This is a genomic window from Pseudonocardia xishanensis (assembly GCF_039541715.1).
Classification (GTDB): domain Bacteria; phylum Actinomycetota; class Actinomycetes; order Mycobacteriales; family Pseudonocardiaceae; genus Pseudonocardia; species Pseudonocardia xishanensis.
Genome location: NZ_BAABGT010000086.1, coordinates 1 through 20,615 on the forward strand (window position 1 = coordinate 1; position 20,615 = coordinate 20,615).

The window sequence follows — 20,615 nt, forward strand, 5'->3', positions numbered from 1 at the left end:
CCCGGGCCAACGACACGTCAGGTCGTCCACCGACCGACACCAAAGGCCGTCCCCGGACAAGCCGTCGCTCGTCGGCGCGAGACCCGCGGCGACAGGTTCGTCATGACGGTGGACGGCCGCACGTACGGCTCCCGCTCCGACGCAGGTCAGGCCGTGATGAACCGGCTGCTCCTCAGCCTGAACCGGCCGGGCGGGAACACCACCATCAACGGCGTCGCGGAACTCGGAGGCCTGACCTTCGACGCGACGATCCTGCGCTCGGAGCTGAAGAAGGGCTACGAGCTGAGCATCGCCGGGGTGATCCGCGCGCGCACCGAGGGCTCGCTCCGGGAGCTGCAGGACGCCAAGCCCGCCTCCCTCGCGGTGCGGATGGAGAACCGACTTCACGACCTCGACCGCGTGCTGGACGACGAGAAGAGCGGCCTGACCGACGCCCGGCACGAGATCGAGCGGGCCACCGCGCAGCTGGAGCAGCCGTTCCCGCAGGCCGAGGACCTCGCCGCGGCCCGCCGGAGGGTCACCGAGATCGAGGCCCAGCTCAACGCCTTGGCAGCCCCCGCCCCGGTTGAACCCGATCCGGCCGCCCCGGGTTCCGGGGCGGCTCCCTCCCCGGAACCCGTGGAGGTCGGGGCGCCCGCGAGCTCCGACGGGGAGCTCGTTGTCCATCCCGCGGCGACCGCGGCGGCCGCCCTGACCCCGCCGTGCCCGCGCCCCCGTCAGGATGGCGGTGACCACGGCACTGGAAGCGCTCCTCCGAGTCCCCGTGGAGAACCGACCCTGCGCAGGGGTACGCGGCCGGTCACCACGGAGCCTCCACGCTCAGGTCGGTGAGGCGAGAACGCCATGTGGCCACCGCACAGCCCGGGAGGACTGCACGGTGGCCACCTGGCGATCGGTTCCTACACCGCCTCCGTCTCGAGCGGGTGCAGCTCACCGCGGGGGCCGTGCCAGCGCCGGTGCAGACTCCAGTCCAGCACGAGCGCGCCGCAGACACCGCACGCACGCGGTACCGCTGCCTTCTCCCGACGCACCGGCGGCGAGGCGGACGTCGTGGATGAAGTGGGGCATCTTGCCACCGCCGACCACGCCTCCTTCACCGGTCCGACTACCCCGTTGCCGGGCACCTCGAAGGCACCGATGAGCACGGCCTCCACCAGCTTCCAGCGTGGGAGCCCCGCCCTGTTCACATCGAAGGCGCGCTCCACGGTCGCCTCCGAGTCGCCGAAGGACTCCGGCGCGCGCCCCACGCGGTACTGCTTGATCTTGAGCGCGATGCTCTTGACCGTCGGGGCGCCCGCGGCGACCCGGAAGTCGCGCAGGAGGAGCCGGAACTGCTTCTCCGCGTCGCGACGGGTGACGTCTCCTCGGTGCACCGCCTCGACGAGGACCTTCGCCTCGCTCAACAGCCGGGTGAACTCGGACATCCTGCCTCCCCAGGTCTGCCCGGTCCAGGGGCTCCCAGGTGATGCGGAGCCCCTGGACCGGGGAAGGGTGTCGGTCAGGCCGTGACCGGCGACGGGGACAGGAACTGGGGCGACGTCCCGCCGCCGCGGCCACCGCGGCCGAAGAGCCGCAGGGCGACCTCGCAGGTCACGACCGCGACGGCGGTCGCGATGGCGATCGTCGAGTGGGTGTCGATCCCCACCTGCGGGAGCACGGTCGCGATGACCGTCTCCTCGACCAGGATGCCGCCGAAGACGGCGGTCTTCCACGGGTTCGTCATGGCTCTTTCTCCTTTGCTGTCGACGCTTCCGACTAGGCGCGCGAAACGCGCCTTCGACGAGTTGTCGCGGGCCTGGCAGCCCACTCGCCGCAGCAAAGAAGTACACCAGGAACTCACACCGGAACAAGAAGGAGATGCTGAAGGAAAACGAGGCGAAAGTGCAGCGTCTGCGCGGGAACTTTTCGCCTGCACTGGACGTTAGAAATGTCCGGGCCGATAGAGGATCACCGCACACAATTTAGGGCAGTGCTCCGTATTCGGACCACTGCCCCTGCGGTGACGCTTACTGCAAGATGATTGCGAGAGGGAGGGGTGGTCAATTTGCGACCACGCCCTCCCCCACGATGCCTTCGTGCCAGCGAAGGCATCTCCCCTGTCGATTGGCCGGAAGCGTCGGACAACAAACTTGGGGAAGCTCAGCTAGATGGACACATGTCAATGCGTTCGTGTTGGTGACGAGTCAGCAAGGACCGGGTCGACCCAGCCCGTCCAGCACCTCTCGCGGTTGGTGGACGTCCAGCTACAGGTCGAGACCCCCTCGGCGCCACCCCGGAACGGCTGATTGCCGCCAAGCCTCGTCTTCGACCCCTCGCCCTGTGGAGTGAGTTCGCCGATGCTCTGGCGGCCTCACCAGAGTCGCCTACCGCGGTCAACTTCTCAGAGCTGGCTGCCACCACGTTCCTAGACACCAGCTTGCAAGAGGCTGCACGGTCGCTCTGGGACGGAGAAGTCGTCAAATCCTGGCCACGGCGGCCGGCCCTCGTCTCGCGAGCACGTCTTTGCCCTGGTTGCCTGCCAGCATGACTTGGCATGGACCATCCACCAACGACGCCGCGACGCACTGCCGCTGGTTCATCAGGCGCCTTCACCTCTGCGGCTACTGGCTCTAGCAGGACCATCTTCCAGAACGCTAGTAGCGATCGGTGGTTCGAAGCAGGAAGTCGTGGCTGCGGCCCGGCCGTGCGCCCGAGCCCGGCGACCATCACGGCCCGACCGGTCAAGTCCGGTAGCTCCCCGCTCTGGGCTAGCTCGATGATGGCCCCGGGAGAAGGCTCCAACAGAGCCCCGAGGTGGCTGAAGTCGAACGGACGGGTAGCCGCGAGACCAGAAGCCACGATCGAGGTCGCGCGAGTGAGCTCCGGGCATCGAGCTGTGGGGATCGAGCAAGTGCAGTCCACACATGCCACCTCCACTCTCTCTAGGCGCGGCGCCTCGCAGGGGTCCATAGACAATGCTCTAACGACACGACCTGCGAACACCGACACTACGACGCAATCCGAAAGAGCCAGACCGATAAGGCCAGCCAGCGTGCAACGGCCCAGGTAACGGAGGTAGAGAAAACTGAGGTGCCGAGCCAGAGCAGGTGGGGCCGAATCAGTGACCATGATTGGCAGACGGGCCTGCCGCCTCGATCGCCTTCCTGACCATCGAAACCGACTCATGCTCACCTCCTCACAGTCTCCGCCACTTCGCTCATCGCTGGTAGCAAAGATACGGCTCTAGGACGGCTGGCCGCAATGCCGCTCTGCAACTTGCACCGGCAGCCAGTTTGGAGCTGGGCCGTGACCAGAGGCAAGAAGATGAGGGCCAGATGCCCCCGCCTTGAGGGACCATCTGACCTCGAGCTTCCAACATCACGACCGGATCGTCATCGTTGACGGCCAAGGGCGTGAAGGACTGCAACTGCTGTGGTGGGGGTCGCTGGTGTGCGGATGAACCGTGTGTCCTCAAGGTCGACCCCTGCAGGAAACCCCACGTGGTCCAGCCGCGCGGCCGTGAACCTGGCGCGGGCGAAGCTGGTCTTTCCCCGGAAGGCAGCAGGACCCGATCTTGGGTCGCTCAGTGCGACGGAGTCGAAAAAGATCGTGTCAGCGAAGCTGGCTGGGCCGCAGAAGGTTGCACCAGAGAGCACCGTCCCACCGTGCAGAGCACAGCCATCCGCGGAGAAGGCTCCCTTGAAGGTCGTGAGGGCCATGTCCGTCCGGTGCTCGACGATCATGTCGTCACAGTGCATGTCGCCGTAGAGAGTCGCGCCGCTGAGCAGGACGGAGTCTCGCGCCCGGAGTGCGGTCATCCGGGTGTCTCCCCGGAGTTGGGCGCGGCGGGCGGAGATCCGGCGAACCACGGCGCCGCTGAGGTCCAGGTCGGTGAGCTCGGCGCCGTCGAGATCGAGGTCGAGCTCTCCCCAGTACGCATCGCCGTGTGCCGGGGAGGCGTGTGCGGAGAGGGTTCTCTGCACAGCTCGTCGGACAGTCTCGTCGCCGGAGGGTGCGCAGCGCAGGTAGCCGGTGAGGGTCTCGACGACGGCGGCCCGGTGCCAGGGAGTCGCCTGCGCGTGCTGCTCCAGCGCGGTTAGCGCAGGAAGGCGCGAGGAGATCTCGGCTGCATGCAGTTGCCGGGCCTGCATGATGAGGACGTCATCAGCGGTGATGGCCGATTGGCCCGCCGCCATCCCGCGGCGGCCGTGCTGGCGACCGGCTGCCCATGCCAGCCCGATCACCACGAGAGCGACGGCCAGGCAGATGACTACGACGGTCATGGCAGCAAGCTCCCTTCTATCAGCGCCGGCGTTGATGCTCGGAACGGGATGTCTGTTGCTGCTTGCCCCGGGGCGGGTCTTGCTCACGCCCGGCCGCCTGGTGCTCCGTTCCTGTGGCCGCGCGGGGCGCCGGAGGGTGGAACGCTGAGGCGGCGATGGTGGCTGAGTGTCCACCGAGTCGTCGGGCAGCGACCTCGGCACCGGCGACCGCTGCGCGAGCGCCTCGGAGCAGCTCCGGCCCCGTCCTGCGGCGGTCCCCGGCGAGGTCGACGAGTTCGCGCCCAGCACGTTTCGAGACCGCGGCCAACGCAGCGCGTAGGACGACGTCAGCAGCTCGATAGCCGGAGGCCACATCCGTTCGGCGTGTGATGCGGGCCAGCTCAGAAGGCTGGTAGGTGGCCCGTCCCTCCGGTCCTAGACGCTCGCTCTCCAACGCGACGAGGACGTAGTCCACCGGCTCGCCCCGCTGTGCGAGGTCGGCCACGACCTGCCAGGTCCCAGCTGCCTCCTTGGAGGTGAAGTCCTCGGGGAGAAGCCTGCCGGCGACATGGTCGCGCAGCTCCGCCGAGACCAGACAGGAACCGATCAGGTTCTGCTCGGCCTGCGCGATCACGCGTGGGGTGAGGCGCTCCCGGGCGATGCCGGCATCGGCCCCTTGATCGCTTCCCTTCCCGGTTGCCGAAGTCGGGCTGAGATGTTCGAGGATGCGTGATCCGCTTGCTGAGCTGATCCTGGTGGCCAGCTCGTCGAGCCTGGCCAAGGAGGCGCGAAGTAGGGGGGCGACCGTGTCCGCCGCGGCATCCGCGTCCCGCTCGACCGCATGCCGGGTCTGCTGCTCGATCCTGCTCCCGGCGGCGATGACGCGGCGGCGAACCGAAGCCTCGAGGACCGCGCGCCCGTAGCGGACATGCTCGCTACGTTCTCGCGGCGTTCCGTGCTCGCTCATCACCGAGGCCTCCGGTGTTGCCGGCGTCGAGGAGAGCAGGGTGTGCAGGGCTGGGGCAGCGAGAGCCCCGTTCCTCGCCTCGCCGACCGGGACGTCGTGATAGGTCCCAAGTGCGAGCTCAGCGTGCACGGCGAGTACGTCGGTGGGACGGCCATCGCGCCGGAGGCCGGTGAGAGTCTCGTAGATCGCTTGGTGGGCCCAATGCGCGAAGTCGTCGGGTTGCAGCCAGGCCGACACGTCGTCGATGCGATTGGGGTCCCAAAGCAGAGCACCGATGAGCGCGACCGCGGCGAGGTCGCTAGCGCTCGGTGCGTCCGGGTCCTCCGCGTGCGTGACGCTCATCGGCCATGTGAGTCGGCTGCCAGGTCGGCGGCTCGACGACGTCGGTGCATCGCCTCGAACTCGCTCGCCACCTCCTCGACCGCAGGTCTGAACGGGGCATCGGGGTCTGCTTCCGAAGGCACATGCCACCAGTTGTCGCGGTAGCGGGCCGGGACGGGGAAGTGGTCGTTGAGCAGAGCCGCGGCGGCACCGTCGTCGATCAGCTGCCGCATCGTCGGTTGTGCGATCTCGTGCTCGCTCATCGCGTCCGCCCCCGCTCCGGAGCCTTGCCCGGCTGTTGCTGACGCACGGGACGGTGGGCGGCCGATGCCGGGCGCTTAACTGCGGGCTGCCCGGCTTGGGACAGATCGCTTGCCGGCGGGGTGTAGATGACCTCGGCTCGGGTTGCGGCTGCGGCTTCTGCACCACGTTCGGAAGCCGCCATGGCTCGTTCTCCGGCTGCGAGGTTGTCCTCGATGAGCGCGGCGCCGTCGTGCTCCCGCTCCTCGGGTTGGCCGGGTTGTCCGGCGGACGGTTCCCGGTGAGCGGCGGCTAGACGCTCATGTTCCTCGGCGCGCCCTGTCGCTGCCTCGGCCGCGGCCCGGTGTCCAGCCGCCTCGGTGCTCGTCGCGCGTTGCTCGGGTGACGGATGCCTTCCTACTGCGACGACGTCCAGGCCCACCCGGTCGACGGGGCTGCGCGGGTCGAGCTCCTCGGCCAGCGGAAGCTCGCTGCTCTGCTGGGTCGTTGCTTGCTCGACGACATCAGTCGGCGACGCGGTCGCCGGGGCCCCGGTCCGCTGCTCTCCCCTGGATCCGTCCGTGCGAGCCGTACTCGTGTCCTCCTCTCGCGCTGCGGATGCCCGATGCGATCGGACCTTCGTAGTGAGCAGCGTCGTGGCGTACGCCGCGGGATTGCGCGCCGCGGCCACCCGTCCCTCCGGGAGCTGCTCGATCAAGGAGCCGACGGGGATCTGGTCGCCTCGCCACGCCTCGAGCCGCTTCGCCAGGCCAGGCCAGGCGGACCCACAGATGATCCGGTCCGCAGCGGCGCGCCCGAGATGTGCGCGCAGGAACTCGGCCTGTGCGTTGCGATCCGACCCAGTGCGCGGTGGCTTGCCATCCTCGATCCGTCGATCCAGGACGGCCTTGAGGTACTGAGCCGGTTTGTCCGCAGCGCTGATGCGATCGATCGGAAGCCCCGCGAGCAGCTCCGCTACCGGTCGTCCCTTCTCGTGCTGTTCGAACAGGCGTTGCCGGAGTCCGTCATAGCCCTGGCCACGGCGCAGCCGCTCGAGTAGCTCGCCTGGCAAGGCCTCGGCGAGGAACGGGCCGACAGTCTGCTCTTGCTCGACGATGTCCGCCGAGGGGGATGCGCTGTTCCGGGGGACACCGGCGGAGCGTGGTCGAGCGGCGAACTGTTCGCTGTCCAGGTTGATCACCTGGAGCCCCGGCATCATCTCCTCGATGAAGAACTCTGCGAGCGCCGCAGGGTTGCGCACCTCGCTCTCCATCAGACGCGTGTGGTCGACCCTGCGAAGTACGTCGGCCATGGCGAAACCGCGTTCTTCCATCTCGTGCAGTCGCCACGCCAGTGCCCCGAACGCGGGATTCCAGCGCTCGCCCCGGTTCCGCTGGGCAGTCGTCGGTCCGATGACGCGCTCGGCCAGCTCGCGGGGCCACAGCTGTCGCACCGTCGCCGCGGTGCGGGCGAGTCGTTGAGGTTCGGTCTCCCGGACCTCGGTGCTCGCGGCGTGGGCTCGTGCTGCGGCGTGTTCGGCGAACCCGTTCAGTCGCTCGATCTCCTGCGGGCCCTCCTGCAGCAGCTGCTCGCCGAGCTTGATCGCGGTCGCCTCGTCAACGCATCGCACCTGCGTGCTGCAGGTGTCGGATCCGTCCTTCGAGCGACCGTGCGCGGCCAGGCCCCATCCGTTTTCGTCGGGGAGCCGGCCGAGGGTTACGGTCACCGACCAGTCGTCGGCGTCGACGACCCTGGTGATCACGTCGTCCGCCGCTTCGTCGCTGCGGCGGGTGTCGAAGAGCTCGCGCTCCTGAGGGGTCATCGAACGCACAGGGGGTTCGGCGGCGCGGAGCACCTGTTCGTGCTGTCGAGCGGAGTCCTCGGCGTCGGACCACGCCATGCGACCGGTTGCTTCTCGACGCTGGCGTAGGAGCGATCCCAGCGACAGGACGGCCTGTGTCCAGGCCTGGGTCTGCTCTCGCCCCCAGGTGAGGGTCGGAGCCTCGTGTGCCAGTTCCGTCATCGTCTTCTCCCCCTGGAGCCGTTGACGTCCTCGACCGATGTCTTGTCCTGCGTGCGGGGGGCGACCGGCTCGGCGGTCATCGACCGGCGTCCGGTGCCTCGTGAGCCCTGCTGAGGATGGGTCCCGGCCGCGCCGGCTGGCCGTGCTGCCCGCGGCTGGCGCAGTAGATGCGCGCTGCGCCGGGCCGCCCCCGCCTGGGCGACGCATCGCTCCTGTTCGCGGAAGGCGGCAATCTCTGCGGCGAGCGAGGCGAGAGCGAGAACCAGCTGTCCGACTCCGCTGTCACCGTTCTTGCCTGTCACCGCGCGGACTGCGACCAGACGCCACGCGGCCGAGCGCAGTTGCGATGCCACCGGGGCCCACCGGTTGGGCTGTCCCTGACCCGGTGTGCGCGCAGCACGGTCGAAGACGTCGGCTGCCGACCACGGGACCGGAGCCACTCCGCGGCCGCGTTCGGTGACCGCGCAGACCGCGGAGAGCATGTCTCCTGCTGCGTGGGCGACCGACGGGACCGCATCCCTGCCTCCGGCAGCGATGGTTGCCGTGGCGTGCTCGACGGCGCTGATCGCCTCGGTGACGGCGGCATCGCGCTCCGCTCGACCGACCTGGGAGCGTTCGCCCGCTGCCGGCGCGATCGTGGCCTGCGGCGTCGCGGACGCCCATCGCCTCAGCAGCTGGGGAAGCGCGAGATCCCGCGCCAGGCGGCGCCCCGAGTACCACACGGGCAGTCCCTCGAGTGTCTCGTCACCCGGGGCCGCAACGGCGTAACCGACCAGCTGTCCCGGCGGTAGTTCCTTCGGACGGACCACGGCGCCCAGATCGGCGAGCCGCCGAAAGAAGTCCTCCGGGTCCTGTGCCTGCACCGCGGCCACACGCGCCGCGCGGCGGAGCCACTCCCGACTCGTCTCCGAATCGCCACGGCGGGCGGCCTTCTCCATCTCCGCCCGCGTAGCCGGCTCCGCGGTCGTGCGGTCGATCGCCGCGGTTCGGGTGAGTCCCAGGCGCTCCTCGGCGTCCCGGCACACCTCGCGGGCTCGCAGGAAGTCGTTGCGCGGATGGACCTTCCGTCCGTTGTCTTGGCGCACCAGCATCGCGGCGATATGGACGTGATCGTCCGCGTGTCGAATCGCCACCCATCGACAGGCGCCAAGATCACCGGCGGTGGCGATACCGGTGCGTTCCATCAGTTCTTCGACGACCTCGGCCCACTCCTCGTCGGTGAGCGGACGGTCGTCGGCGCTGTTGCGCAGGGAGCAGTGCCAGACGGGCCCGCGCGGGACCCGACGTCCTTCCTCGCGCACGGGCTCGGTCTGCGGAATGCCTGCGGCGAGAGCGGGATCCGCGAGCTCGTCGGAGAGGTCGGAGACATCGAACTCCCCGGACGGGAGCAGCGACGGTTGATGCATCGCCGGGGCGCCGTCCCAGGAGGCGATCACGTGCTGGTTGGTGTGCTCGTTGAACCGACCGGGGCCCATCAGGTAGCGGACGAGGCCGCCGACGCGCCAACCGCGTGAGATCTTGGCGATCACGAGCGCGGCCGCAACCGCTCGCGCCGGGCGTCCTTCGCCAGCTCGTCGACTTCGCCGACTGTCCGCTCGATCCGCTCGACGACCCGCCCGACGAGGTCCTGCACACGCCCGGTCGCCTCGTGCAGCTCTCCGTCAGCGTTCGCATGTCGAGCGACGTCGTTGAGGTTCCCGCCGACGTTGCGAAGTACCCGGCGGTGCTCCATGAGCTCGGCCCGCAGCTGCATCAGCGACTGCATGGTCGGTCCCCACTGCGACGCAGGGCCCGGGACCGTCTCGGCCGCGCGAACTCCCACCTCGCCCAGCCAAGCACCGGGAGCCATGTCCGACCGGACGGCGGCGGTCGTGACCAGAGCCATCTCCAGATCACTGAACTGGACGGAGACCTTGTGCGGGCGGCCGCCCTCGGCGCGTGCACGGCGACTCGGCCCGGTCATCGTGTCCCTCCCAGCTGATGGTCACCGGCCGCCCTCGGCGGCCGGTGATCGTCAGCGTCGCACGCCGCAGGCGGGCCTGTCGCGTTTTCCCCGGGAAAACGCATATCTTGCTCAGTCGCTCCCGGTAGCCGCCCGCGGATGCGGCTCCGTGGCTGGTCGGGCCTGAAATGCGTCCGCGGGGCTCATCGTCTGACTCGCCAGCGCGCTTCTCACCCTGTTCTGCTTCATGATCAGCGCGCTACCGTGCCGGTCATGACGAGATCGGGAACGCGCCGAAAAGAAGCCGCCGATGTGGCTCGGCGCCTGCTACAGGACAAGGTCGATCAGGTCGCACAGCTCGCCGAACTGGGGACGAAGGTCGACGACGCGGAGGCCGCTGTAGAGGCGGCCACCACAGCACTTGCGCTGGCTCGCCAGGACTATGCGGTCCAGTATCGGGCGGCGATTGCGGCCGGATGGACCGACGACCACCTCGCTGAGGCGGGCTGTTCGGCTGATCGGGGTGGAGCGCCGACGAAGCGCGCGCGCAGTAGACGTCGTCAGCCGGAGCCTGCCGGGACCCCTGTGGCGGACTCGGAGATTCAGGAACTACCTGCGGCGGGCTAGCTCCCAGCGCACCGCCGAGGTGCTCGCTGTGGCGGTGACAGCGAGGGCCTGGCGCGGTGGTCTCCTTGGACATCGGCTGCATGAGCGGGGCGCCGTTGTGGCGCAACGTAGACGGCCCGGGCACCTTGGTGAAGGTGCCCGGGCCGTGGTCGTCGCGGTTTCAGTTCGCCTCGTCGGCCCTGTCTTCTCGGGCGGAGGCTGGCAGGCGTTCGGGGTGATCGTCGGCTGGCTCGTGCCCGTTCGCCTCGGGTAGTGCGCCCTCGCGGGCGTTGCGGGCAAGCGCGGAGATCCGTCGGCGGGCGGTTGCCTGGCGGGTCGTCAAGGCGCGGCTGTGCATAGCGCGGTCCCTCGTTCAGATCCGATGGAGGCTGGGATGGGAGACCAGCGACGCCGGTCCCCCGGCGGCGTCAGGGAGCTGTGGGTCGGTCGATGAGGTCCTCGGTGACCGCCTCGACCACGCAAGCTGCGAGATCTCGTGAGACGGGCGGGGTGACGGCGTTGCCGCACATCCGAACCTTGTTCCCGTTGTTCGTGCCGAGCAGGACGAAGCCCGCAGCGAAGGCCATGCCGAGCTTCACCTCGTCCGGGGTGAGCATGCGGAACCGGCAGTCCTCGACGTCGACCTGGCTTTCGAGGACGGCGTCCCCCTCGACGGCGGTCTGAGTCGGCATGGGGGCGCTGCTGCTGCGCATCCCGCCGGTGTCGTAGGCGTAGAGGACATCCGGGCTCCAGCTCAGCAGCGACTGGTGCCCGGCGGTGGTGAGCGTCCTGGCGGGCTCGTCGAGAGGTGTGCACATCTCGGCTCCGCCGGTGTTGTTGCGCATGAGCAGGCCGTCGTGCCGCTCCCCCATGGCGCTCTCACGCGGCGTCACCGCTTTCCCCGTGGCCCGCTCGTTGCTTCGGAGCGGGAGCAGCACGAGGCCCTCGGTCTCGCGCGTGGTGCGCGTGCGCATCGGCTCGCTCGTCGGGCGTGCGTCGGTGTTCCAGGTGCCGCCGGAGGGAACGAGCAACCCACGCTCGCGTGGGGTTCCCCCCTCTCCGGTCCCGGCGTAGTGCCTGCGGGAGGAGAGCATCGCCCGCAGTGCGGCGTGCTGCTCGTGCTCGGCGAGTTCGCTGAGTCCGAGCGAGGTGGCGGCCATCATGGGCGGCTGCGCGATGGCCTTGGACGCCGTCGCGTGGACGGTTCGGAGCGGCTCGTCGACCGGCCAGGTCCGGACTCCCGGCCGTCGTTCGAACGTGTTTCCCGCCGCCTCGAGCACGATGCTGCGGGGGACGTAGCGGCGCAGCCCGGCCTCGATCCGGGCGAGGGTCTTGGGCTTCAGGGGACGGTCGCGGTCGCCGATCCGCTTGCCGGGGTTCTGCATGTCGATCGCGGCGAGGGCGGGTAGGACGTAGGGCTGCACGGTGGCGTTGCGGCAGCTGATGCGAGGGCAGCGGTAGATGTACTGGCGCCCATAGCTGCCCTGCAGGTTGCTCGGCTTGTTCGGATTCGGCGCGGCCCGCATCGCGGTGACGGTCTCACCGCAGGTCGGACACCACGCCTTGGGGCGGGTCCATCGTTCGAAGTCCGGCCGCCGGTACCGCTCCTGCCAGAACGCTACGTAGACACGGTCGCGGAGCTGAGGGGCGGGCGCGCCCAGCTGATGCGCGAAGGCACTGTTGAGCGTCAGGACCTGGTGCAGGTAGCCGAGTGCCCGCATCCGCGAGACCCACTTCCCGAAGTGGACCCACTTCAGCAGTGGGGGGACGTTCTCCACGATGACTGTCTTGTAGCGGTGATACTCGGCAAATCGGGGAACGTCGTGCATCAGCGCTCGGGAACGCTCACGCGCCTCGTCGGCCAGCGGCGCCTCGTCGTCGGCGTCGTCGTCGAGCGCGAGGTCGAACAGGGTCGGGTCCGTCTCCTGGACTGCGAAGTCCTGCTTCTCACCGCGCGCCTGACTCCAGAACGTGCATGAGGGTGAGGCCCAGAGTCCGTCGGTGGTCGGGTAGCGGCGAGGGTCGATCTCGGCGATGTCGGCGACGTCGTGGTCGACGTGAGGCATGTTGTGGTTGTGCGTCTCGATGGCCAGGTCCCAGTGATTGCAGGCCATGCGGACGGTGTTGCCCGGCACGCTCTCGATGCCGGACGAGGAGCCTCCTGCTCCACAGAACAGGTCGGTCCAGGTGAACAGATCGGACCGGCGGACGACCTTGGGCATCAGGCCAGCCCCCTTCCCAGGTGGTTCGGCTGCGGCGCCCGAGCGAGGTTTGCCGCCCTCGCCCTGACACTTACTATTTTACAGCGTTTGGCCACGCGGATCAAGCTCCCTTAGGGTTCTTGACCTGGGGTTATAGACGTATATGCCGCCACGCGGACGGCGATACTGGACGGTCTACGGAGCGATGAGGCGCAGCACCGTCAGGGCAGGGATCGGAACGAGTTCGCCCTCGTTGTCGGCGAGCTGGCCCCCGAACGTCCTCACCTTGTCGATGACCGGGCGCACGACTCCGGACTCGCCTACGAGCCAGGCGACGACAGGCACGGTGTCGGCCCCATCGGGAAGGTCGAGCTCGGCCTGCCAGCCGTGCTCTGCCTGCAGGGCGGAGTGCAGCTTGTCGGTACGGACCAGCTTGACGAATCCGTCGATCTCCGAGGCGCGTTTCCGACGTCCCTCACGGGCGTCGACGACGAGCGGTTCGCCGTCTGGTGTCCAGTCCTCGACCGGCAGGGAGTAGATGGTCGACCGCTCACCGGGGTGCTCCAGGTCTGTGCTGTAGACCTCACGCCAGTCAGCTGGTGAGCCGCCGTAGGGATACACGAAGTGCGCTTCCCAGCCGGTCGGTGTCCATTGGTGGCGAGGGCTGAGTACGCCGCGTTCTCTGAGGTCTTGGATGATCTCGTTGACGGCGCTCACGCTCGTCCCTCCAGGATTGTCCATCTAAGGCTCACTCGGTGAGCGTGGTCGGTCGACGTCGGCCACCTCGGCCAGGCCGGGTTCGGAGGTCGGCGAACTCCCAGAGCGTGCTGCGTCGCCAGCGTCGTCGCAGCCGTCCAGAGGGGAGCGACTCGGTGTCGTCGGCCGCCGGGAAGTAGCCGTCGTTGCGTGCGAGATATCCACGGATCGTCGAGTCGTTGGCGTAGCCGAGCAGCTTCGTGGCCGCGGGGATGTCGAGCAGCTCGTCAGGGTCCCCGCTGCGGTCGACGGTGCTGAGTCCGAGCTGCTTTCGCGCTGCCCACTGTTCGTGCCATTCGATGACAGCGTATTCGCGGAAGAGCAGCGAGCGGCCGACACGGGTCCCCTCGGGATGGCCGTTGCTGGCGCGTTGCGCGTAGAGGTTGGCCTGTGCCTGCTCGGACATGCCGGTGAGGCGGCGGACCTCGGCCCGGTTGACGTAGGGCTCGCCGTCGATGATCTCGCGTCGCGCTGCCGACACGGTTGACACCGTAGACACGCCCTTTCGGTCGTGAGCGGACGGCTATGGTGCTGCAGTCGGTTCGACCTCAGGGGCTCCAGGTGGGCGCCCGGCCGCGGTCGGGCCGGCGGGCCGGTGGTTGTTTGCCGACGTCTCAGCTTTTCTGAGGTGGGCCTTGCGGGGCTCGACCACCGGCCACCCCGGTCAGGCCTTCTCGTCCTTGCTGGCACGGAACGCAGCGCGCTCGGCGGCCCGTTTCTCCGTGTAGGCGGCTTGTTGAGCGGCCTCCTGCTCGGCTACGCGAGCCAGCTCCTCGTCGGTCATTTCCCAGTGGCTGATGTTGGACAGTTCGCGGTCGGACCGCATGTCTGGTGCTCCTGTCGATCGAGGGCAGTGCCGTTAGCTGTGGTCGCAGGCGCCCAGGACCTCGCCGCAGTTCGGGCACAGTTCGTCGTCGAGCTCGAGTTCCAGGTCGTCGTCCATCTCTTCCCACCTCCGTCGTCCGGCTTCGTTGTGGATCTCGCGGTTCAGGGGACGAAGGCGTTGGCGGGTATGACGGCTGCGATGTGTCCCGGGGCCGCCTCGACGATCTCGTTGCTCATGCGGAAGGCCCAGAGCGTGGCGGCGAGTCGGTCTCGCTGCTCGGCTGGGGCGGTGACGGTCGTCGCCTGGTCGTCGCTGGTGACGGATCGCCCTGGGACTCCCTGGGTCATGCTGGCGGCGGCCTGCGTGCGGATTGCGGCGGGCACGGTCTCAGTGGTCATGCGCGTCTCCTCGACTTCGTCGGTCAGCTGAGGCGCTCGGCGCGCCGCCGGTGGCGGGCGTGGCGAGCGATGAGCGAGGCGGTCGTGACGGTGCCGCCGAGCACTGCGGCGCAGAGCGACAGGCTGTCGACGGCTGGCAGGGTGATCGCGCACAGACCTATCGCAGAGAGCAGGACGAGCGCGCCGGCACGGATCCCGGTTGCCGACTGGTCTGCGAGGGTGCACAGTCCGGCGCCGACAGCGAGTCCGGCGAGGAAGCTGAGGATCTCCGCGGGGTTCACGAGTCGGTCCCGGCGAGGCTGTCGTGGATCAGCGCGTCGAGGTCGGCCTGGACGAGCTCGGATTCGCTGCCGAGCGGAACCAGCTCCTCCGTGGCGGCGAGGAACGAGATCAGCTCGTGGGTGCTGATGCTGAACTCGGCGACCTGCGCGGTCGTCGCGGTGCGGGGGCTCAGGGTCAGGATCGTGACGTCCCCGCCGGAGACCGCGTGCGTCGAGACGTGGACGTCACCGTCGCCGCTGTCGTCGTGCGCTCCTGCGATGAGCAGGTCTCGGGCGACGGTCCAGCTGATGCCGGCAGCGAGGAAGTGCAGCTCGACAGCGTAGGGGGCAGCCGTGCAGTAACTCAGCCCGATGGTCATCGGCGTGCTGTCCACTCCCCCGTTCTTGGCCCTGCTGTTCGCCGCGTGGAGCTGGTGATGGCTGGCGAGCAGGGTTTCCTCGTGGCGGCCGTTCATCGCCCCTCCCGCCGGCTCTTGCGCAGGCGGCGACGCTCTCGCTCGGACAGGCCACCCCAGATCCCGAACCGCTCGTCTCTGGTCATTGCGTACTCCAGGCACTCCGCCCGGACCTCGCAGCCGGTGCAGATGCGCTTGGCCTCGCGGGTCGAGCCGCCCTTCTCCGGGAAGAAGGCCTCGGGGTCGGTCTGCGCGCACAGGCCGCGATCGCGCCAGTCCTCCTCACCGCCCTCCCCATCTGCGAGGTCGATGTCCTGAAGGTCCAGCTCGGTCGCGGTCTCGTCGACAATGCGCTGCGCCGGGATGCGGCTGCGCTCGCGGTGGTCGATTGCGTGGAACACTCGTGTCTCCGATCTGAGGGTCGGAGCGGCCCGGGCGGGATCTGTGAGAGGTGAGCGCCCGGGCCGCGTGATGTCTGAACCGTGTCGCTTAACTGGTACTGTACCAGGTACTAATTCCATTAGCCATGGCTTCACCCGGTCTGTTCGTCGGCGGGCTGCCACTGACCGTGGGCGACCTTGCGGACGAGCCCTACCTCGGCGAGGGCGTTGAGTGCCTTCACGACGTTGGGGGGCTTCTGCTCGATCACCGCGGCGATGTCTCCGGTGCGGCGATGGCCGTCGATGAGCGCGGCGTAGACGAGCTGCTGCCTGCGAGGCAGGGCTTCGAGGTCGGCTGTCACGACGGCTACGGGTTCAGGACTCGGAGGGTGCAGCGCGATCACGTTGTCGGCGGTCAGCGCGGCCGGGATCACGAGTCCGGGTCGACTCATCGGGGCCTGCGGTTCGGCGGGGGTGAGCTGCTGTGGAGCGCTGCCCAGGGTGGATCGCCAGGTCTGGAGGCGTCGCTGCTGTTCGGCGAAGACGGCGGCGGGGTCGCGCGGGATCTCGGGCCGGAAGCGTGCTGTGGCGAGGTCGGTGTCCCGATCGAGCGGCAGGTCGGGCAGGTCGTTGGCCCAACGACCGAGATCGGGCGCCCAGGCGACCCTGCCCATGGAGAGGCGTCCCCCTGCGGTGGCGAAGCAGTAGCCGCCGCCGGTGGGCAGGGTGCTGGGTGCGACCGAGAGTCCCCCGACCACTGCGGCCTCGCTGCGGTTCTGGTTGCGGAAGGCGAGGAGGTTGATCGCGGCCAGGTAGCCCCGCAGCGCGGTGGAGTTTCCGTAGTCGGGGGCGAGCAGGGACTGGGTGCCGACCAGGACGACGACGCCGTACTTGCGCCCGATGCGCACGACCCGCTCAAGGCGGGGGACGAACTGCCGTTCGATCAGCCAGGGGTCGCTCGTGAGGCGGTGCAGCTCGTCCAGGATCCACTGCAGCCCTGGCACCGCTCCGCTTGGCTTGAGCTTGCGAATGGGCTGCTGGGTCTGGGGATCCGTGATCGGGACGGGTGTGCCGTCCGGGCCATCGGTGAGGGTGGACTTGAGCAGGCTGCGGATCTCGAGTGCCTCTTCGACAGCCTCCAGCTGCCGCAGCACTCCCTGTGGCCCGGCCTCGGTCCAGTCGGAGATGTCGTTGAGGACGGGGCTGGAGCCACCCTCGGGGTCTCCGTCGCCGAACCACACGTTCCAGACGCCGCTGTGCTTGAGTCCGAGGCCGACGGCTTCCAGACAGGCGGACTTGCCCGATCCCGGCTCACCGGTGACCAGGCCGTTGCGGCACCCCACCTCGTCGTAGGCGACGTACTGCATCTCGCCCTCTCCGTCGGCGAAGGGCCCGAGGGGGATTCGGCCGTCCTCGTAGCGGGGGCCGGTGTAGGCGATTCCTCCGGAGAGCAGGTCCTTGACGATCACCGTCATGGTGCACCAGCTCTCGTTCTGGTCCGAGGGCTCGAGGAGCAGGTTGTTGGCGGCCACGCCCAGGCCTCCCGCGATCTTGGAGCGGCGCGCGAAGACCTCGTTGAAGTCCGCAGTGCCGGGTCGGGTCTGGATGGTCCAGCGGATGGCGCGGGGAAGGTCGAGGCGCTCGGTGAGCATCGCCCCAGGCAGCAGCTGGCCCTTGCCCGAGACGTTCTCGGCCCAGCGGCGGGCGAGACGGTCGCCGAGGTCCTGCTCCTCCTCGTCGTCCTGCGGTGTCGGGAGGGTCTCCGCTCCGGGGGTCGGGATCTCGTGCTGGCGCATCCATCCGGCCCAGCCGAGCGCGGCGCCTCCGGCGAGAAGGGCGGTCATGGGCCAGTTTGCGGGGCCGATCGCGGAGGCGGCGGTGACCCAGGCGGTGGTACCTCCGACCACACACCAGGAACGTCCGCGCCAGCTGTCGGGGATTCGCGCACGGAACGCCGCTCGCAGGGCTGTGGCCGTGGTGGCGCTGAGCAGGCCGATTCCGGCGACGGTGAGGCCTTCACCCCCGGATCCGGCTGCGAGGTGCGCGAGCTCGGCGAGTCCCCATCCCGCATAGCCGGTGGCCGCGGTGGCCGCGGCGGCGAGGTAGGGGGTGCGGCGTGCGCGGCGGGCTCGGTCGGCCTGGTCGCGCTGGCGTTCGAGGGCCGCGGCGCGGGGGCTGAGCTTACGCATCAACGGTGCGGCGGGCCGCACGGCCAGTTCGGTCGAGGGAGCCCGTTCGGACGCTCGGGTGATCTGCTTCGCCAGCTCGACGACGAGCGCGTTGCTGTCCACCTCGGCGGAGGTGCCGGTGCGGTCAGTGCGGGTCATCGTGCGTCCTTCCGTGCATGGCCATAGTCGAGTCGTTCAGTGGTGCCCTCGCTCCGCCGTGACGCGGGCGCCCAGCTGATCTGGGGGCGAGGGCTGTCGTGGCCCGTTTAGCCGGCCGGGGTATGGATCAGCCGCGTGCGCCGAGGTAGGTGTCGGCCTGCACGGTTCCGGACAGGGTGTCGTCGCTGAGGACCTGGTCCTGGGTCCCGATGTGGCGGGCGAAATGAGCCGAGGCCTCCTGGGCGGAGGCGACGAACTGGCCCATGGCCTCGAACATGCGCTGGAAGTGCTCGATCGGCGCGCCGCTGACTCCTCGGCTGCTCAGGTTGGTCAGCGACAGTTCGATCTGGGTCTGCGCGTTCTGCCCGAAGGTGGCCATCTCCTGCGCGAAGCGGTGGGCTGCGGTGGGGTCGAGGGTCTCGCCGGAGGTCATGGTGCCGGTGGGGGTGGTCATCGGGAGTGCCTTTCGAATCGGGTGGACCGACGCCATTCCGGTGTCGGGGGTGGCGCGGGGTTCTTGCGTGTCGTCGGGATCGGTCTCGTGCTCGGGGTCGGGGGGCTCTGGTGCCTTCTTGTCGGCGGGGTCTGGTTCGGGCTGGTGTTGTTCGGGCTCGACGGGGTCGGGGCTGTCCGGCCGGGCGTCGGGGCTCGTCGTCTCGTGGGTGTTGGTCGGTGGAGTGGCGGTGGGAGGGGTGCTCGGGGGCGGGTCCTCGACGACCTCGGCATCGACGATGTCGTCGGGGTCCGGCGGGCCGGGATCGTCGGTGACTCGCGTGTCGGCCCACTGTGGGCCCGACTGAGGGTCCTGTTGTCGTCCGGACCAGCGCTGTCGCAGCCACCGTGCGGCTCGTTGGCGGCCGAGGTCGCCGTCGGCGTAGCGGTCGTGTCGTCGGCGTCGCCGGTCCGTGGCGTAGCCCCAGGAGTCCGACCACCACTCCCCCAAGGCCTGCCGAGCGGGCCCGGGGGGCTTCGGGGATCGGGGCCGGGCGATGCGGTCGGCGATTCGTCGGCCCAGCGCTTCTCCCACGGTCGGGCCGGAGCGTCGGGCGGCCTTGGCCATCGAGCGTTCGTGTGCTCGGGAGGCGCGCTCCCGGCGCTCCTTGATCCGGGGCGGTTCGGTCCCGCGAGCGGTCGCCATCAGTTCGGTACCGGCGTAGCGGGTGAGGCCCCAGATCAGCAGCGCTGTGAGGATGACCGGTTCCATGGGCAGCTCACCCCACGCTCAGCTGGGTCAGCGCGGCTCCGGCCTCGCCCATTGCGCCAGAGAGGAAGCTGATGAGGGAGGAGATGATCGGGACTCCTCCGGCCACTGCGATCGTCGGCAACGCGAGCGCCAGCCACGGGTGGTAGCGCTTGGGCGTTGCGGTGCGCTTCCAGAGCCCCTTCACCACGACCTCGAGCGTCGCGACGATGCAGATCGCGGAGACCAGGGCGGCCGCCGAGAACCCGACCAGCCGTGAGGTGGCGCTCGCCGCGGTGCTGGTCACGGTGCCGACGCCGCCTGCGATCGCGGCACCGGCCAGGCCTCCGATGCCGGTCCCAGCGAGCAGGAACAGCAGCGTGGTGAACTTCGGGGCGTTCTTGTGAAGATAGAGCCAGAGGCCGATGATCAGGGCGAGTCCTGCGATCGAGCCGATGCCGGCGAGTGCTCCTGCGGTCATGATGATCTCCTCAGAGGATCCAGCAGAGGGGCGGCCACGCGGACCAGGTGGCCCAGGTGGGGACGAACATGTTCACGACGGGGATGAGGTCGAGAGCGCTTCCGACGGTCAGGGCGACGGGTATGACGGTCCAGACGCGACCGGCCGTTCGGGCCGACCAGGCCAGCAGGCTGCCAAGCACCAGCAGGGGCGCCTGAACGATCCATGCGTGCGCGGCTGCGAGGTTGCGGAGCCCGCCGTGCGTGGTGTTGGACCAGTTGCCTCGTCGGGCGATGGCGATCAGGTCGGCGAGCGAGGGAGGCTGCTCGTTGACGAAGCGCAGCTCGTCGAGCGCGCGGGTGATGCGGGCGCGCCACGGGGGTCGGTTGGTGGGCCACGGGGAACGAGGCGCCGCGCCCGGGGTCTTCGGCGGCGCCGGGGCGAGTTCACGCGACTCGCCCGCGGCGGGTGCCTGGCTGTCGACGCTCATCGTCGGCTCCTCGTCGTCGGGTGGAGCCGTTCGCGGGCCTGCAGAGTCAGCAGCGCGTCACCGGCGTCGATCATCTGTCTGGTGACGGTCTGCAGGATCTCCTCGGCCTGGTCGGGCTCGGGGTGGCGGCGGGCAGCGGCCCCTCGCAGGTAATCGCTGGCCGCAGTCAGGCGCTCGACGTCGCTGGTCGCCGCGGCGAAGCGGGTCATCAGTCGCGCCCGTCGTGTCGTGGGCCGCGCCTTCCGCAGCGTCGTGGGCAGCTCCGCTCCTGCGTTGTTGGTGCGCCGACGGCCGGCCATCACACGCACCGCAGCTCGTAGAGCACCGCCTGGTCGCAGGCGACCTCGACGCGGTAGCCGTCCTCGATGGCGTGGTCTACGGCCATGTCGACCGCGTGAGGCCAGATCGTGCGCGGCTCGTCAGCCTGTGCGTCGATCTCGCGGATCGGCTCCAGTCGTTGGCCGTCGTCGGTGATCAGAGTGAGTGCGAGCTTCTCGGTCATCTGCTGCTCCTGGTGGTGCGGGGTGCTCGCCTCCGGCCGTTGGGAGGGGTCCTTAGGCCGGAGGCGAGCAGGGCGCGTG

24 protein-coding genes are annotated in these 20,615 nt (G+C 69.4%); 2 read left to right on the forward strand and 22 right to left on the reverse strand.

The genetic code is table 11. The features are described 5' to 3' along the window. Nucleotides 1-102 precede the first annotated feature (102 nt). Entirely contained in the window at nt 103-831 is a 729-nt protein-coding gene (locus ABD993_RS26800; protein ID WP_345424282.1) for a hypothetical protein, read from the forward strand. 68 nt (nt 832-899) lie between these two features. Here ABD993_RS26800 and ABD993_RS26805 read toward each other — a convergent pair whose 3' ends face one another. The 8 genes from ABD993_RS26805 to ABD993_RS26840 all read right to left on the reverse strand — a co-directional run bounded on the left by ABD993_RS26805 (nt 900) and on the right by ABD993_RS26840 (nt 9,755). Further along, a complete protein-coding gene (locus tag ABD993_RS26805; protein WP_345424285.1) occupies nt 900-1,424 on the reverse strand; it encodes a hypothetical protein in 525 nt (174 codons plus the stop codon). A 74-nt stretch (nt 1,425-1,498) separates the two neighbouring features. Beyond that, a complete protein-coding gene (locus ABD993_RS26810; protein WP_237190031.1) occupies nt 1,499-1,723 on the reverse strand; it encodes a hypothetical protein in 225 nt (74 codons plus the stop codon). A 1,648-nt stretch (nt 1,724-3,371) separates the two neighbouring features. After that, a complete protein-coding gene (locus ABD993_RS26815; RefSeq protein WP_345424294.1) occupies nt 3,372-4,262 on the reverse strand; it encodes a pentapeptide repeat-containing protein in 891 nt (296 codons plus the stop codon). A gap of 19 nt (nt 4,263-4,281) precedes the next feature. Beyond that, nucleotides 4,282-5,550: a DnaB-like helicase N-terminal domain-containing protein gene (locus ABD993_RS26820; RefSeq protein WP_345424297.1), complete on the reverse strand. Its 1,269-nt coding sequence runs from the start codon at nt 5,548-5,550 to the stop codon at nt 4,282-4,284. Continuing rightward, complete coding sequence (locus tag ABD993_RS26825) at nt 5,547-5,792, reverse strand: hypothetical protein (protein WP_345424300.1); 246 nt, start codon at nt 5,790-5,792, stop codon at nt 5,547-5,549. The genes ABD993_RS26820 and ABD993_RS26825 overlap by 4 nt, the downstream gene beginning before the upstream one ends. Continuing rightward, nucleotides 5,789-7,792 carry a hypothetical protein gene (locus ABD993_RS26830; RefSeq protein ID WP_345424302.1) on the reverse strand — a complete coding sequence of 668 codons (2,004 nt, stop codon included), beginning with the start codon at nt 7,790-7,792 and terminating at the stop codon, nt 5,789-5,791. The genes ABD993_RS26825 and ABD993_RS26830 overlap by 4 nt, the downstream gene beginning before the upstream one ends. Beyond that, entirely contained in the window at nt 7,789-9,321 is a 1,533-nt protein-coding gene (locus tag ABD993_RS26835) for a relaxase/mobilization nuclease domain-containing protein (RefSeq protein WP_345424305.1), read from the reverse strand. Before ABD993_RS26835 ends, ABD993_RS26830 begins: the two co-directional genes overlap by 4 nt. Further along, nucleotides 9,318-9,755, reverse strand: coding sequence for a hypothetical protein (locus ABD993_RS26840; protein WP_345424308.1), 438 nt, complete (start codon nt 9,753-9,755; stop codon nt 9,318-9,320). Before ABD993_RS26840 ends, ABD993_RS26835 begins: the two co-directional genes overlap by 4 nt. A 252-nt stretch (nt 9,756-10,007) precedes the next feature. Here ABD993_RS26840 and ABD993_RS26845 point away from each other — a divergent pair, with 252 nt between their 5' ends. Beyond that, a complete protein-coding gene (locus tag ABD993_RS26845; RefSeq protein WP_345424311.1) occupies nt 10,008-10,361 on the forward strand; it encodes a hypothetical protein in 354 nt (117 codons plus the stop codon). A 407-nt stretch (nt 10,362-10,768) separates the two neighbouring features. Here the strand turns inward: ABD993_RS26845 and ABD993_RS26850 are convergent, their stop codons facing one another. The 14 genes from ABD993_RS26850 to ABD993_RS26915 all read right to left on the reverse strand — a co-directional run bounded on the left by ABD993_RS26850 (nt 10,769) and on the right by ABD993_RS26915 (nt 20,536). After that, entirely contained in the window at nt 10,769-12,562 is a 1,794-nt protein-coding gene (locus ABD993_RS26850) for a DNA cytosine methyltransferase (RefSeq protein WP_345424314.1), read from the reverse strand. A gap of 174 nt (nt 12,563-12,736) precedes the next feature. After that, on the reverse strand, nt 12,737-13,258 hold the full coding sequence (locus ABD993_RS26855) for a hypothetical protein (RefSeq protein WP_345424317.1): 522 nt from the start codon (nt 13,256-13,258) through the stop codon (nt 12,737-12,739). 31 nt (nt 13,259-13,289) lie between these two features. Then, nucleotides 13,290-13,778 carry a hypothetical protein gene (locus tag ABD993_RS26860; RefSeq protein ID WP_345424320.1) on the reverse strand — a complete coding sequence of 163 codons (489 nt, stop codon included), beginning with the start codon at nt 13,776-13,778 and terminating at the stop codon, nt 13,290-13,292. Nucleotides 13,779-13,961: 183 nt separating this feature from the next. Further along, nucleotides 13,962-14,123: a hypothetical protein gene (locus tag ABD993_RS26865; RefSeq protein ID WP_237190020.1), complete on the reverse strand. Its 162-nt coding sequence runs from the start codon at nt 14,121-14,123 to the stop codon at nt 13,962-13,964. 161 nt (nt 14,124-14,284) lie between these two features. After that, nucleotides 14,285-14,521 carry a hypothetical protein gene (locus ABD993_RS26870; protein WP_345424323.1) on the reverse strand — a complete coding sequence of 79 codons (237 nt, stop codon included), beginning with the start codon at nt 14,519-14,521 and terminating at the stop codon, nt 14,285-14,287. 23 nt (nt 14,522-14,544) lie between these two features. Next, on the reverse strand, nt 14,545-14,802 hold the full coding sequence (locus ABD993_RS26875) for a hypothetical protein (RefSeq protein ID WP_345424326.1): 258 nt from the start codon (nt 14,800-14,802) through the stop codon (nt 14,545-14,547). Next, nucleotides 14,799-15,257: an SsgA family sporulation/cell division regulator gene (locus ABD993_RS26880; protein ID WP_345424329.1), complete on the reverse strand. Its 459-nt coding sequence runs from the start codon at nt 15,255-15,257 to the stop codon at nt 14,799-14,801. Before ABD993_RS26880 ends, ABD993_RS26875 begins: the two co-directional genes overlap by 4 nt. Then, complete coding sequence (locus ABD993_RS26885; protein ID WP_345424483.1) at nt 15,254-15,523, reverse strand: WhiB family transcriptional regulator; 270 nt, start codon at nt 15,521-15,523, stop codon at nt 15,254-15,256. The genes ABD993_RS26880 and ABD993_RS26885 overlap by 4 nt, the downstream gene beginning before the upstream one ends. Before the next feature lie 206 nt (nt 15,524-15,729). After that, entirely contained in the window at nt 15,730-17,904 is a 2,175-nt protein-coding gene (locus ABD993_RS26890; RefSeq protein WP_345424332.1) for a hypothetical protein, read from the reverse strand. A 127-nt stretch (nt 17,905-18,031) separates the two neighbouring features. Continuing rightward, nucleotides 18,032-19,108, reverse strand: a complete 1,077-nt coding sequence (locus ABD993_RS26895; protein ID WP_345424335.1) for a hypothetical protein — start codon at nt 19,106-19,108, stop codon at nt 18,032-18,034. A 7-nt stretch (nt 19,109-19,115) separates the two neighbouring features. Next, nucleotides 19,116-19,565, reverse strand: coding sequence for a hypothetical protein (locus ABD993_RS26900; RefSeq protein WP_237190014.1), 450 nt, complete (start codon nt 19,563-19,565; stop codon nt 19,116-19,118). Nucleotides 19,566-19,575: 10 nt separating this feature from the next. Further along, a complete protein-coding gene (locus tag ABD993_RS26905) occupies nt 19,576-20,034 on the reverse strand; it encodes a hypothetical protein (RefSeq protein WP_345424338.1) in 459 nt (152 codons plus the stop codon). After that, nucleotides 20,031-20,243 (reverse strand): hypothetical protein, encoded by a 213-nt coding sequence (locus ABD993_RS26910; protein WP_237190010.1) that lies wholly within the window; start codon nt 20,241-20,243, stop codon nt 20,031-20,033. Before ABD993_RS26910 ends, ABD993_RS26905 begins: the two co-directional genes overlap by 4 nt. 89 nt (nt 20,244-20,332) lie before the next feature. Further along, nucleotides 20,333-20,536: a hypothetical protein gene (locus ABD993_RS26915; protein WP_237190009.1), complete on the reverse strand. Its 204-nt coding sequence runs from the start codon at nt 20,534-20,536 to the stop codon at nt 20,333-20,335. Nucleotides 20,537-20,615 lie beyond the last annotated feature (79 nt).

Bases quoted from the DNA above. Each gene is read 5' to 3' on its own strand.
- ABD993_RS26845 (WP_345424311.1), top strand. From the start codon at position 10,008: ATGACGAGATCGGGAACGCGCCGAAAAGAAGCCGCCGATGTGGCTCGG.
- ABD993_RS26820 (WP_345424297.1), bottom strand. From the start codon at position 5,550: ATGAGCGTCACGCACGCGGAGGACCCGGACGCACCGAGCGCTAGCGAC.
- ABD993_RS26805 (WP_345424285.1), bottom strand. From the start codon at position 1,424: ATGTCCGAGTTCACCCGGCTGTTGAGCGAGGCGAAGGTCCTCGTCGAG.
- ABD993_RS26910 (WP_237190010.1), bottom strand. From the start codon at position 20,243: ATGACCCGCTTCGCCGCGGCGACCAGCGACGTCGAGCGCCTGACTGCG.
- ABD993_RS26850 (WP_345424314.1), bottom strand. From the start codon at position 12,562: ATGCCCAAGGTCGTCCGCCGGTCCGATCTGTTCACCTGGACCGACCTG.
- ABD993_RS26905 (WP_345424338.1), bottom strand. From the start codon at position 20,034: ATGAGCGTCGACAGCCAGGCACCCGCCGCGGGCGAGTCGCGTGAACTC.
- ABD993_RS26830 (WP_345424302.1), bottom strand. From the start codon at position 7,792: ATGACGGAACTGGCACACGAGGCTCCGACCCTCACCTGGGGGCGAGAG.
- ABD993_RS26815 (WP_345424294.1), bottom strand. From the start codon at position 4,262: ATGACCGTCGTAGTCATCTGCCTGGCCGTCGCTCTCGTGGTGATCGGG.
- ABD993_RS26915 (WP_237190009.1), bottom strand. From the start codon at position 20,536: ATGACCGAGAAGCTCGCACTCACTCTGATCACCGACGACGGCCAACGA.
- ABD993_RS26900 (WP_237190014.1), bottom strand. From the start codon at position 19,565: ATGACCGCAGGAGCACTCGCCGGCATCGGCTCGATCGCAGGACTCGCC.
- ABD993_RS26880 (WP_345424329.1), bottom strand. From the start codon at position 15,257: ATGAACGGCCGCCACGAGGAAACCCTGCTCGCCAGCCATCACCAGCTC.
- ABD993_RS26840 (WP_345424308.1), bottom strand. From the start codon at position 9,755: ATGACCGGGCCGAGTCGCCGTGCACGCGCCGAGGGCGGCCGCCCGCAC.
- ABD993_RS26865 (WP_237190020.1), bottom strand. From the start codon at position 14,123: ATGCGGTCCGACCGCGAACTGTCCAACATCAGCCACTGGGAAATGACC.
- ABD993_RS26810 (WP_237190031.1), bottom strand. From the start codon at position 1,723: ATGACGAACCCGTGGAAGACCGCCGTCTTCGGCGGCATCCTGGTCGAG.
- ABD993_RS26825 (WP_345424300.1), bottom strand. From the start codon at position 5,792: ATGAGCGAGCACGAGATCGCACAACCGACGATGCGGCAGCTGATCGAC.
- ABD993_RS26870 (WP_345424323.1), bottom strand. From the start codon at position 14,521: ATGACCACTGAGACCGTGCCCGCCGCAATCCGCACGCAGGCCGCCGCC.
- ABD993_RS26890 (WP_345424332.1), bottom strand. From the start codon at position 17,904: ATGACCCGCACTGACCGCACCGGCACCTCCGCCGAGGTGGACAGCAAC.
- ABD993_RS26800 (WP_345424282.1), top strand. From the start codon at position 103: ATGACGGTGGACGGCCGCACGTACGGCTCCCGCTCCGACGCAGGTCAG.
- ABD993_RS26895 (WP_345424335.1), bottom strand. From the start codon at position 19,108: ATGGAACCGGTCATCCTCACAGCGCTGCTGATCTGGGGCCTCACCCGC.